The sequence below is a fragment of the Hyphomicrobium sp. NDB2Meth4 genome (assembly GCF_900117445.1).
Classification (GTDB): Bacteria; Pseudomonadota; Alphaproteobacteria; order Rhizobiales; family Hyphomicrobiaceae; genus Hyphomicrobium_A.
In genome coordinates this window covers 293,858-305,752 of the sequence record NZ_FPEJ01000013.1, presented here as the reverse complement: position 1 = coordinate 305,752, position 11,895 = coordinate 293,858, and the positions used below count along the sequence as shown (strand labels likewise).

The 11,895-nt window shown below is 63.1% G+C and carries 12 protein-coding genes and 1 pseudogene; 8 read left to right on the top strand and 5 right to left on the bottom strand.

Annotated features, from left to right (window positions below; all coding sequences use genetic code 11):
• Positions 1-17: 17 nt before the first annotated feature.
• Positions 18-1,214 (bottom strand): 5-demethoxyubiquinol-8 5-hydroxylase UbiM, encoded by a 1,197-nt coding sequence (ubiM, locus tag NDB2M4_RS16420; protein WP_072378223.1) that lies wholly within the window; start codon positions 1,212-1,214, stop codon positions 18-20.
• Between the two features lie 574 nt (positions 1,215-1,788).
• On the opposite strand from ubiM, the gene NDB2M4_RS16415 reads away from it, so the two are divergent.
• The 4 genes from NDB2M4_RS16415 (at position 1,789) to pqqE (ending at position 5,470) form a co-directional block, all read left to right on the top strand.
• Entirely contained in the window at positions 1,789-2,466 is a 678-nt protein-coding gene (locus tag NDB2M4_RS16415) for a Crp/Fnr family transcriptional regulator (RefSeq protein ID WP_171988131.1), read from the top strand.
• Between the two features lie 176 nt (positions 2,467-2,642).
• Positions 2,643-3,572: a pyrroloquinoline quinone biosynthesis protein PqqB gene (pqqB, locus tag NDB2M4_RS16410; protein WP_072376997.1), complete on the top strand. Its 930-nt coding sequence runs from the start codon at positions 2,643-2,645 to the stop codon at positions 3,570-3,572.
• Entirely contained in the window at positions 3,569-4,327 is a 759-nt protein-coding gene (pqqC, locus tag NDB2M4_RS16405; RefSeq protein ID WP_072376995.1) for a pyrroloquinoline-quinone synthase PqqC, read from the top strand. The genes pqqB and pqqC overlap by 4 nt, the downstream gene beginning before the upstream one ends.
• A 6-nt stretch (positions 4,328-4,333) precedes the next feature.
• Positions 4,334-5,470, top strand: coding sequence for a pyrroloquinoline quinone biosynthesis protein PqqE (gene pqqE, locus NDB2M4_RS16400; RefSeq protein WP_072376993.1), 1,137 nt, complete (start codon positions 4,334-4,336; stop codon positions 5,468-5,470).
• 9 nt (positions 5,471-5,479) lie between these two features.
• Here pqqE and NDB2M4_RS16395 read toward each other — a convergent pair whose 3' ends face one another.
• From NDB2M4_RS16395 to NDB2M4_RS16385, 3 genes and pseudogenes are all read right to left on the bottom strand, one after another.
• Positions 5,480-6,112, bottom strand: a complete 633-nt coding sequence (locus NDB2M4_RS16395; protein WP_072376990.1) for a DNA-3-methyladenine glycosylase — start codon at positions 6,110-6,112, stop codon at positions 5,480-5,482.
• A 193-nt stretch (positions 6,113-6,305) separates the two neighbouring features.
• Positions 6,306-6,959: pseudogene (locus NDB2M4_RS16390) on the bottom strand (DNA polymerase ligase N-terminal domain-containing protein); the annotation flags it as partial.
• 55 nt (positions 6,960-7,014) lie between these two features.
• Positions 7,015-7,194, bottom strand: coding sequence for a hypothetical protein (locus NDB2M4_RS16385; RefSeq protein WP_072376988.1), 180 nt, complete (start codon positions 7,192-7,194; stop codon positions 7,015-7,017).
• A gap of 122 nt (positions 7,195-7,316) precedes the next feature.
• Between NDB2M4_RS16385 and NDB2M4_RS16380 the strand changes: the two genes are divergently transcribed.
• Genes NDB2M4_RS16380 through NDB2M4_RS16370 form a run of 3 tightly spaced genes read left to right on the top strand, consistent with a single transcriptional unit; the run spans position 7,317 to position 10,139 of the window.
• Positions 7,317-9,389 carry an ATP-dependent helicase gene (locus NDB2M4_RS16380; RefSeq protein ID WP_072376986.1) on the top strand — a complete coding sequence of 691 codons (2,073 nt, stop codon included), beginning with the start codon at positions 7,317-7,319 and terminating at the stop codon, positions 9,387-9,389.
• 58 nt (positions 9,390-9,447) lie between these two features.
• Entirely contained in the window at positions 9,448-9,747 is a 300-nt protein-coding gene (locus NDB2M4_RS16375; RefSeq protein ID WP_244536207.1) for an ArsR/SmtB family transcription factor, read from the top strand.
• A gap of 26 nt (positions 9,748-9,773) precedes the next feature.
• Positions 9,774-10,139, top strand: a complete 366-nt coding sequence (locus tag NDB2M4_RS16370) for a carboxymuconolactone decarboxylase family protein (RefSeq protein WP_072376982.1) — start codon at positions 9,774-9,776, stop codon at positions 10,137-10,139.
• 22 nt (positions 10,140-10,161) lie between these two features.
• Here NDB2M4_RS16370 and NDB2M4_RS16365 read toward each other — a convergent pair whose 3' ends face one another.
• Positions 10,162-10,887 carry an SDR family NAD(P)-dependent oxidoreductase gene (locus NDB2M4_RS16365; RefSeq protein WP_139247345.1) on the bottom strand — a complete coding sequence of 242 codons (726 nt, stop codon included), beginning with the start codon at positions 10,885-10,887 and terminating at the stop codon, positions 10,162-10,164.
• Positions 10,888-10,952: 65 nt separating this feature from the next.
• Here NDB2M4_RS16365 and NDB2M4_RS16360 point away from each other — a divergent pair, with 65 nt between their 5' ends.
• Complete coding sequence (locus tag NDB2M4_RS16360; protein WP_072376978.1) at positions 10,953-11,879, top strand: pirin family protein; 927 nt, start codon at positions 10,953-10,955, stop codon at positions 11,877-11,879.
• Positions 11,880-11,895: the final 16 nt, after the last annotated feature.

The window sequence follows — 11,895 nt, the reverse complement described above, 5'->3', positions numbered from 1 at the left end:
AAGTTGATTTGGCTCCGCTAGGCGGAGGCCAGTCCCCTGTCGATTTCCGTCAGCTTCCGCAGCATGAAGTCTTTGGCTGGAGAGACGGCATTGGCGATGCGCAACAGTCCGTGGCGGAGCACCCGGGCCGGCGCCGTGTTGTCGGTGTAGAGCCGCACGATGGCGTTGGTGGCGAGGTAGAGCGGCAGCGTGGCGGCGCGATGCTCGCGGGCGTAGCTGTCCAGCACGGAAGCCGCGCCGATGTCGCAGCCGGCCTGCGCCGCCTGCCCTACCTTGGTGGCGAGCGTCTCTGCTCCACGCAAACCGAAGTTGAATCCGTGCGCGGTGACAGGATGCATGCCGACTGCCGCATCGCCGGCGAGCGCGAACCGCTTGCCGCTGAAGCGATCGGCGTAGACCGCGACGAGCGGATAGGCGTGGCGGCTACCATCGAGCACCATGCGCCCCCAGCACGCGCCAAGCCTGCGCTCAATTTCTCCGGCAAATTCCTCGGCAGGAAGTTCAAGCGTTTTTCTGCCGACGCTCGCCGGCTGCGTCAGCACGATCGATGACGTCCGGTCGTTGAGCGGCAGGACTGCAAGCGTCTGATCGATGTCGAACCACTCGTGAGCCGTCCCATCGTGCGGCTTCTCGTGGCTGAGACGGCAAACGATGCAAAGGTGCCCGAAGTCTCGGAGGTCAGCGCCGATCCCAGCCATGCGCCTCAACTCGGAAAAGCGGCTATCGGCGGCGACGAACAGCGGCGCGGAGAACGTTTCGCCTGACGCCAAGGACACTTCGGCTGCCGCGTCTTCCAACTGAATGCGACTTGCCGCTTCGTCCGTGCGAAGCGTGATGCGGGTACGCTGCTTTGCCGCGCGGTAAAGTTCCCGGCGCAGCACCGCATTGCTCACGAGGTAACCCAGTGAATCGCGTCCGGCTTTGCCAGCATCGAACCGCAGCCGCGCCGCCTGATTTGAGTTTCTGACCTCCGCGCACCGGATCGGGGCGATCTCCGCGGGCGTCAGTTCGGCCCAAACGCCGATGTCGGCGAGAATACGTATCGACCGATGTGTCAGCGCGATGTCGCGGCCGTCGGCGGCCGGCTCCGCGATGGCCTGCTCACTCTGGCGCTCTATGACAGTGACGTTCATGCCCCGGTCGGCAAGCAGGCACGCGAGGCTCAGGCCTGCGGGTCCACCACCTGCAATGATGACGTCGATAGCGCAGCTCACGGCGATGCTTGGCTCCGAGACGACTCTTTCGCAGGAGCTTGGATGAAGCCGTTGCGGCACTGCTTGATACATCTCAAGCTGGCGCTGCACGAATTGCCGCGCGGCGGCTCTGGATGGGCGCCGGCTCCTGGGGATTTGCGCGCAGGCGGGCCCGAGAAATCTGTGTCAGGCGGTCCCGGCGCGCCCGCTTTGTCGCAGTTATTTTTGATGAAGATCAAGTTTAGGGCTGCGACGCTCGGCAATGTCCAATGTCGTACGTCAGCGCTCTAGCCAGGAGGACCGAATGCAAACCGCCGCGAAGCGTATTGGGTCTGCGCACCCGCATATCGCTCTATGTGCTTTCCTCGCCATGTCGTGCCTAGTGTACGCCGGCGTCATCTGGAAGATCATTTCAATCGGCCAGTAACCTCCACATTCTGCACTTTGATCTAGATCAAAGGCCCAGGCGAAAGGCTCCAGCAAAGTGAACTCTGCTGCTCCCCCGGACGGCTCCCAAGCGATAGCAGAACTACGGCCTAAGACGGATATGCGAGGACGATATTACTGCGACCGTTGCGCCGTGCGGGAGGCATCGTTGTGCAGCGAAGTCTCTGAAACGGCTGCGCGTGAGCTGGCGCCAATTGCGCATCATCGGCGCATACCCGTGGGACAGGTCATCCATAGTGAGCACCAGGGCCTGGGCTCTCTCGCCATTATCGTCTCGGGTGTCGTCAAGCTCGTCAAGGCGCAAAGGGATGGACGGTTGCAGATCGTCGGGCTGCAGTATGCGGCAGACTTTGTCGGCCATCCCTATGCGGCGAAGAGTTCGCTAATCGCCGAAGCGACGACGCATCTGGAGCTGTGCTGCTTCTCGCGCTCGGCGTTCGAAACCCTGATGCGCAATCACCCCACCCTCGAGCAGGCTCTGTATCGGCGTGCGCTCAACGATCTAGAGACAGCACGCGAGTGGATGTTTCTTCTCGGCCGCAAGACTGCACGAGAGAAAGTGGCAAGCCTGCTGGTCTCGATTGCCACGCGGATCAACCGTCCGCTCGGCGGCGTGGGCGCAACTGCCGGCAAGATGGCGTTGCAATTCGATCTGCCGCTCTCACGTAACGAAATCGCCGATGCTCTCGGGCTGACGATCGAGACGGTGAGCCGCGAGATGCGGTCGTTGAAGCTGGCGGGGGTCGTATCCACCGCGGGCCGCCGTAGCGTAACGGTGTTGAACCCCGACTTGCTGCGGACAATTGCCGAGGGCGACCTCGACTGACATCGCGCGTGCAGGCTCACACGCGGTTTACGAGCCTGTGATCGCCCCGTTGATGTGGATCAAGAGCGCTTTGCGCAATCCTCTCTAATTGCTTCCAGAAAAGAAAAAACTCTGGAGGACGCTATGAGAGGTTGGCGCGATGCCGCGTCCGGCGTTGATGTTTGGGGCGCCGGATCATGAGGGTGCGTGTGCTCGGCTCGGGCGCCGGGGGCGGGTTCCCGCAATGGAATTGCAATTGCCGCAACTGCGCCTCTGTACGCCGCGGTGACTCAGGGTTCGTTTCCCGCACGCAGTCGTCTTTGGCAGTCAGCGCGAACGGCCATGACTGGGTGCTGCTCAACGCTTCGCCGGATCTGCGTCAGCAAATGGCCGATGCGCCCGGTCTTGCTCCAAGCAACAGCACATTGCGCGACAGCCCGATCAAGGCGGCGGTGCTGACGAATGGCGATGTCGACCACATTGCCGGTCTCATCAACCTGCGCGAGGCGCAACCGTTCACGATCTACGCAACGCTCCGCGTGCTGGGCGTGCTTGAGGCAAACTCGATCTTCCGCATCCTGGCGCCTGGCGTTGTCGACCGCGTCGCACTTTCGCTCGGCAAGCCCACGGCACTGACCGGCGCGGGGATGGATCTCGGACTTTCCGTTGAAGCGTTCGATGTGCCGGGCAAGATTGCCCTATATCTGGAAGACGCCAGTGCCGGCCCAGGGCTCGGCACTCAATCGGGCGACACGGTCGGTTTGAAGATCACCGATACGGCGACGGGCGAAGCGTTCTTCTACATCCCCGGTTGCGCCGACGTCGATGACGCGCTCGCCCAGCGCATTAAAGGCGCCTCTCTCATCTTCTTCGACGGCACGCTTTTCGATGACGACGAGATGATCGATCAGGGTCTGCTCGCGAAATCGGGCGAGCGTATGGGCCACATCTCGATCTCGGGGCCGCAGGGGTCGATCAGCGCGTTCAGCGGTCTCGACGTGACAAGAAAAATCTACGTTCACATCAACAACTCCAATCCGGTGCTCGATGGCAATTCTGCTGCGCGCAGAACGGTCGAGAACGCGGGCTGGGAAGTAGGATACGACGGTATGGAGGTGCGCCTATGAATGAATTTGTCAGGACGTTCGAAGCAATCGAGAAGCCTTGGACCCCCGAGGAGTTGGAAGCCAACATCCGCGCGGTTGGCGACGAGCGCTATCACGACAAGCACGAATTCCATAAGCTGCTGCACGGCGGCAAGCTCAACAAGGGCCAGGTGGCCGCCTGGGCGCTGAACCGCTACTGCTATCAGGAAGCCGTGCCGCGCAAGGACGCCGCACTGATGAGCCGCGTCTACGATCGCGAATTCCGGCGCGAGTGGATCCACCGCGTGCACGATCACGACGGCATGCTGCCCGACGAGCAGGGCGGCATCGAGCGCTGGCTGGTGCTGACCGACTGCCTCGGGCTCGATCGCGAGTATGTGACGAGCATGCGCGGCGCCCTGCCCGCGACGCGCTTCGCCGTAGAAGCCTACGTGCGCTTCGTTGTCGAGCAGCCGCTCGTGATTGCGGTTGCGTCCTCACTGACCGAGCTGTTCGCTCCATCCATCCATCGCGAGCGCATCGCGGGCATGCTGGCCAACTACGATTTCGTCAACGACGACGTGATGGCCTACTTCAAGCGCCGGCTGTCGCAAGCGCCGCGCGATGCAAGCTTTGCGCTGGAGTTCATCAAGACGAATGCGCGCACGCGCGAGATGCAGGAGGCATGTGTCGATGCGGTGCGCTTCAAGTGCAACGTGTTGTGGGCACAGCTCGACGCGCTTTATCTCGCCTACGTGCAGGGCATGGTCCCGCCCGGCGCTTACAAACCCGAGTGAGCGGCAATGACCGAGCTGAAGCCGCTTGACGCGCTCGATGCCTCTGCGCCCGCATATACGCGGGCGCCGATCGGCCTGTTGGCCGAACTCACCTATCGCTGCCCGTTGCAGTGTCCCTATTGCTCCAACCCCTTGGAAATGGAGCGCGGCAACGAGCTATCGGCAGAGGAGTGGTGCCAAGTGTTTCGTCAGGCGGCGGAACTCGGTGTGCTGCAGCTCCACTTATCCGGCGGCGAGCCTACACTCAGGTTGGATCTCGAGGAAATCCTCGAGGGTGCCGTCGCCGCCGGCCTTTACACCAATCTCATCACCTCTGGCGTGACGCTGACGCGCGAGCGGCTGGAGCGGCTGGCGAAGATCGGGCTGGATCATGTCCAGCTTTCGATACAGGACGTCGACCCGGACAACGCCCAGCGCATCTGCGGATACAAGGGTGGCTCTGAGAAAAAGCGCGCGTTCGCGGACTGGGTGCGCGAGCTTGGGCTTCCGCTGACGCTCAACGCCGTCATTCATCGCCAGAATATCGAGAACCTTCCGGCGATGATCGACTATGCGGTCCAGATCGGCGCCGGGCGCATCGAGGTTGCGCATACGCAGTATTATTCGTGGGCTTTGAAGAACCGGGCGGCGCTGATTCCGACGCGCGAGCAGTTTCTCAAATCGGTGGAGATCACCAACGCAGCCAAGGAGCGCCTCAAAGGCGTGCTCGTGTTCGACGTGGTTGCACACGATCACTACGCCGTTCGCCCGAAGCCGTGCATGGGCGGTTGGGGCCGCAGCCTGATCGACATTACCCCGACGGGCAAAGTGCTGCCGTGCCATGCGTGCCAGGACATCCCTGGTATTTCCGTCGACAGCGTGCGCGAGAAGGCGCTGGCGGACATATGGTTCCGTGGCGAGGCCTTTCAGAAGTTTCGGGGCACCGCCTGGATGAAGGAGCCGTGCGCCTCGTGCGACCGGCGCGAGATCGATTGGGGCGGCTGCCGCTGCCAGGCGCTGATGATGACAGGCGATGCCTGCAATGCCGATCCGGCGTGTGAGAAGTCGCCGTGGCACGAAGAGTTTGCGGCCATTGCCGAGCGGGAATCGCAGGCGCCGGCACCACCGTTCATCTACCGCCGCATCGGCGGCGTGATCGCCTAGTCGGGCGCTTCACGCGCGATTGAGCTTTGCAGGGCCACTGACGAACGGACTGCCGCGCACGAAGAAGCGCCAGGGCTTATCGGCATTGCGCGTGATGCCGATGCGGACCGAGCGGGCGATGCGCGGTGGCTTCGATCGGTCGTCGGCGAACCAGAGCGCATTGCCGGCACCATAAGCGTCGCCGTCCAACGCAAAGCCGATGTCGAACGCCTGGGCAAGGCAGCCGGGTCCGCGTGCGAGGCGGCGAATGTCGTCGGTGCCGCGCCGGGCACGCATAACATCGATGCCGGAGAGAGGCTCGGCCGCGCGGATCAGGACGCCGCCGCCCACGCCGTCGGCCTCGCTCGAAACGTTGAGCATCATCGCCGTACCGTAAGCGCGATAAACGTAGACGTGGCCATGCGCGAGAAACAGCGATGCGTTGCGTGCCGTACGTCCGCTGCGGTGATGCGCAGCGTCATCGCCTGGCGGATATGCTTCGGTTTCGACGATGCGGCCAGTGAGAAAGCTTGCGCCGTCCTCGCGCACCAGAACCTTGCCGATGAGAAAGCGCGCAAGCGCGATCGTGCCGCTAGGCAGGTCGGCGCGGTGGATCGGATGCAGATGCTCGGAGGTGGCAGCGTCTCTCGGCGTGGCGCGCATTCGGCGGGGTTCCGCGATCGGGGTCGCGGGCAGATTAGTGCATTCAGCGCTTGGCCGCACGCGCCGGGGCAATCTTCGCTTTCACGGCCTTCGCTGTTGCCGTCTTCCCTCTTGCCGTCTTGGGCTTTGTCGAAGTCGCTCGGCGGGTCGCGGTGCGGCGCGCCGGCTTTGGCTCTGATGGCGGTTCGTTGCCATCGGTGCTCCAAACCGCGTCAGGCTTGATTGCATGGTTCGCCGCCAGCATGAACGGCGTCGGCGCCTTGCCCTTGCCGGCCGCAATCTGCGCCATGGTGCGGCCGGAGGCGACGGACTTGTCCTTGCGCAGCGCCGCCTCGCCATCGTCCGAGGCCCACTCGTCCTTGTGCTTGATCAGCAGCCAGTTGTTGCGCTTGCCGCCGTACTTGTCACCCTTCATGCGCACGAGGACGTAGCTGCCCTTCAGCTTGTCGCCGGCAAGCACGAACTTCAATTCGCCCTTCTTCAGAGCATCGTCGATGTTCTCGTTGCCTTCGGGGAGCCAGTAGCCGCGATCCCACAGCATCACTGTGCCGCCGCCGTACTCGCCCTTGGGGATGGTGCCTTCGAAGTCGCCGTAGTCGAGGGGATGATCTTCCACCTCGACAGCGAGGCGTTTGTCCTTCGGGTTGAGCGATGGCCCCTTGGTGACAGCCCACGACTTAAAGACGCCGTCATGCTCGAGGCGAAGGTCGTAGTGGAGTCGCGTCGCATCATGCTTCTGGATGACGAAGCGCGGGTACTCGGCCTTGCGGACCTTCTTCGATCCGCTCGGCTCCTCGGTCTTTTCGAAGTCGCGCTTGGCGCGGTAGGTCGAAAGCTTGGCTGCCATTGTCGAAGGCTTCGCGTTGCGTCCCGTTCAGCCTAGACCGAGGAGCTTAATCTTTTCAGTCCTTGGACTTCGGGGGCTTGCCGACGACCTTCTCCTTTAGGTCCTGAGCCGCTTTCTTTCTGGGGTCGTCCGTCGGTGTCGGACCGACCTGCGGCTTCATCGCTTCGCGGTGACGCTCGGGGTTGAAGCCGCCAACCTCGCTCTTTTCATCGAAGTCTATGGTTTTTCCGGGCATTGGTTCCTCCACTGTGGAGCAACAACGGCTTTGTCGCCCCCGGCGTTCCGCGGCGCAGGGAGTTGCGGAAAACCACTTAGCCGCGTTTGTGAACAAAACGAGAATCGGCCATCAGTGCGAAAATGGCTGTCGCCCATCTCGAAAAGCTGAACCTGGAACAGCGCCGCGCCGTGGAGCATGGCGTTGGCGAGGGCGATGCGCGGCCGGCTGGGCCGCTGCTGGTGATCGCGGGTGCAGGCTCGGGCAAGACCAACACGCTGGCGCACCGAGTTGCACATCTCATTCTCAACGGTGCCGACCCGCGCCGCATTCTGCTGATGACGTTCTCGCGGCGCGCGTCGGTGGAGATGACGCGGCGCGTTGAGCGGATCACGCGCAACGTGCTGGGTGGCAGAGGTGGGGGCGCCAGCGACGCGCTGGCGTGGGCGGGAACATTTCACGGCATCGGTGCGCGGCTGCTGCGTGAATACGCCGAGCAGATCGGGCTCGATCCGGCGTTCACGATCCACGACCGCGAAGACAGCGCCGACCTGATGAACCTAGTGCGGCACAACCTCGGCCTGTCGAAAACCGAAAGCCGCTTCCCGACCAAGGGCACGTGCCTCTCCATATACTCGCGCTGCGTCAACGCGGAGATGCCAATCGACGATGTGCTCGGCACCTCGTTCAAGTGGTGCGTGGCGTGGTCGAAGGAGCTCAAGGAGCTGTTTGCGACGTATGTCGAAGAGAAGCAGCGCCAGAACGTGCTCGATTACGACGATCTGCTGCTCTACTGGGCGCAGATGGTGAGCGAGCCGGCGATTGCCGAAGACATCGGCGCGCGCTTCGATCATGTGCTCGTCGACGAGTATCAGGACACCAACCGGTTGCAGGCGTCGATCCTGCTGGGGCTGAAGCGTGACGGGCGCGGGTTGACGGTGGTCGGCGATGACGCGCAGGCGATCTATTCGTTCCGCGCTGCGAACGTGCGCAACATTCTCGACTTCCCCAAGCACTTCGATCCGCCGGCAGAGGTCGTCACGCTCGATCGCAACTATCGTTCGACGCGCCCCATCCTTGCTGCGGCAAATGCTGTGATCGAGCTGGCCTCGGAGCGGTTCACCAAGAACCTTTGGAGCGATCGCGAGGCTGCCGCGCGGCCGCGGCTCGTCGGTGTACGCGATGAGGCGGACCAAGCGCGCTACATCGTCGAGCGGGTGCTGGAGAACCGAGAGGCGGGTGCGCTGCTGAAGCATCAGGCGGTGCTGTTCCGCACCTCGCATCACTCAGGACCGCTGGAAGTGGAACTCGCCCAGCGCAACGTGCCGTTCGTGAAGTTCGGCGGGCTCAAGTTTCTCGATGCGTCGCACGTGAAGGATCTGCTGGCGCTGCTGCGGTTTGCCGAGAACCCGCGCGACCGGGTGGCCGGCTTCCGGCTGCTGCAGCTTCTGCCAGGCGTCGGGCCGACAACGGCGCAGCGCGTGCTCGATGCAATGGTGGAGACGTCGTCGCCCATCGAAGTGCTATCGCACATGCCGGCGCCTGCGCGTGTGCTCGGCAGCGACTGGACCGGCTTCGTCGAGGCAATCGTTTCGCTGGCCGGTGGCGGCGATGGATGGCCGGCCGACATCGCCAACGCACGCCACTGGTATCAGCCTCACCTTGAGCGCCTTCATGAGGACGCGCAGCCGCGACAGGCCGATTTGTTGCAACTCGAACAGATCGCGTCGGGCTACCCTTCGCGCGAGCGGTTCCTGACCGAATTGACGCTCGATCCGCCGGACGCCACCAGCGATGAATCCGGGCCTCCGATGCAGGACGAGGACTATCTCATCCTGTCAACGATCCACTCCGCCAAAGGGCAGGAGTGGAAGTCGGTGTTCGTGCTCAACGTGGTCGATGGCTGCATGCCGTCTGACCTCGGAACGGGATCGACTGCGGAAATCGAGGAAGAACGCCGGCTGCTCTATGTAGCAATGACGCGCGCGAAGGACGACCTGCACCTCGTCGTGCCGCAGCGGTTCTTCACGCACGGACAGGCGAGCAACGGCGACAGGCACGTTTACGCCTCGCGCACGCGGTTCATCCCAAATGGGTTACTCAAACATTTCGACACGCGAAGCTGGCCGGTCGTTGCGCCAGGTCAAAGCGCGCGGAGCCCGGATGCGGGAGTACGCATCAACGTCGGCGCCAAGATGCGCGAGATGTGGCGCTAGGTCGCTTGACTCAATATAAGCGACGACTACATTAGCGTTTATGAATATATCGGATCTCATGACCGACAGCGAACGCGCGGCGTCCTTTCTAAAGGCGCTCGCCAACGCAAACCGGCTCATGATCCTGTGCGAGCTGAAGGACGGCGAACGGTCGGTGTCGGCGCTGGAGGGCGTCGTGCCGCTGGCGCAGTCGGCGCTGTCGCAGCACCTCGCCAAGCTGCGCGCTGAAGGTTTGGTGAAGACGCGGCGCGAGGCACAGACGATCTACTATTCGCTGGCGGATGAGCGCATCGGCCGGCTGATCGATACGCTGGACGACTTGTTCTGCTCCTCGCGCAAGAAAAAGTCGCGCCGCTGAGCAATCACAGAGTTCGGGAGGTACCTATGTCCAATGACTGGATCGAAATGACTCGGAGCCTGAGCGGCGGTCTCAAGGAGATGCGCGGCGGGGCGCCTGACGTCATGAAGGCATTTTCGATGATTGCGCAGGCGGCCACAAAGGCGGGCGCGCTCGACACCAAGACGAAAGAGCTGATCGCGCTCGCCATCGGCGTTGCCGTGCGGTGCGATGACTGCATCGCCTTCCACGCGAAGGCGGCGTCGGACCGCGGCGCCTCGTCGGAGGAAATCCTCGAGACGCTCGGCATGGCGATATACATGGGCGCCGGACCTTCGGTGATGTACGCCGCCCATGCACTCGAAGCCTACAACCAGTTCGCCGAGAAGAAGACCGAAGTGGCTGCCGGCTAGCCGCGCCGAATAGCCGTGGGTGTCAGCTGAGGCCCCAGCCTGTCACGTCGATGAGCTGTCCGGTCACGCCAACCGACGATGGCGAAGCAAGAAACACGACGACATCGGCGATCTCGTCACGCTTGGCCCACTTGTCGGTGTCCTTGGGCTTCATCATGGCGACGTTGGAAGCCGTATCGACGAGACCAGGGCCAACCGCGTTGACGCGGATGTGTGCGTCCTTGCCTTCGAGCGCGAAGGTGCGCGTCAGGGCTACGACACCGGCCTTGGCGACGTTGTAGGGCAGCATGTTCGCCTGCGCGTTGCCGGCGCGCGCAAAATTGATGATCGACCCGCCACCGGTTTTGGCCATGTGGGGAAAGACCTCGCGGGTGAGAAGGAACGCGCTCAGCACGTTGTTGTTCACTTCGCGGGTCCATTCATCGAGCGTCACCTCGGCGGACGACTTGTAGACAGTCAGTCCGCCAGCGAGATTGACGACGATATCGACGCGGCCCAGAGCTGACACGGTTTCGGAGACCAGACGCTTCACGTCGGCTTCGTCGGTGAGAGAAGCGACCACTGGAATTACATTGGCGCCCTCCGCCTTCAGCTCAGCGGCGCGGGCGACGACGTTGTCCTTGCTGCGTGCGCAGATAGTGAGCGAGGCGCCTTCCTTGGCGAGCGCCTTGGCGACTGCCTGCCCGACCTGTCCGTCGTGACTAACTCCGGTTACGATGGCAACCTTGCCATGCAGACGTGCTGACATCCCGCTCTCCTTGTCATCGCTGGTCGGCCGCACGACGTATACCGCAACAGGAAGGACCGCAACACATGAGCTGGACACCGACCGAGGACCCGCAACCGGGCGATGCACATGCCTGCGATGCACTGGAGCAGGTTATCGTGCCGCGGGCGCGCGATCTTGGCGGTTTCTCGGTGCGCCGTGCGCTACCGGCGGCCGGGCGGCAGATGGTTGGACCTTTCATCTTTTTCGATCAGATGGGCCCGGCCGAGTTCCTCATAGGCACCGGCATCGACGTGCGCCCGCATCCTCACATCGGGCTGGCGACGGTGACGTATCTGTTCGATGGCGAGATCATGCATCGCGATAGCCTCGGAACCGCGATGGCTATCCGACCGGGCGCATTGAACCTGATGTCAGCGGGTGTAGGCATCGTTCACTCCGAGCGCACCTCGCCGGAGCAGAAGGCGTTGGGACCGCGGCTGTTCGGCATTCAGGCGTGGGCGGCGCTGCCAAAATCGCATGAGGAAAGCGCGCCGACATTCAAGCATGTGAGTGCCGATCAGATTCCGCGCATCACCGGAGAGGGCAAGACAGTTCGGCTGATCATGGGACAGATGTTCGGGCAAACCTCGCCGACCGAGTTCCCGCATCCGAGCTTCTATGCCGAAGCCGTGCTGGCGCCGGGTGCGGTCCTGCCACTCGATGCCGACTACGACGAGCGCGCGGTCTATATCGCATCGGGTGAGATCGATATCGCAGGCGACAGCTTCGGCGCGGGCCGCCTGCTGGTGTTCAAGCCTGGCGACCGAATATCAATCCTCGCGCTGTCCCAGGCCCGCCTGATGCTGCTGGGCGGCGAGCCCATGGATGGGCCGCGTCACATCTGGTGGAACTTCGTGTCGTCATCGAAGGACCGGATCGACGCGGCCAAAGCGGATTGGAAGGCTAAGCGCTTTCAGCCGGTCCCGGGCGACCTGGAGGAATTCATTCCTCTGCCCGACGGCCGCCCTTGAGATTGCGTTGACCTCG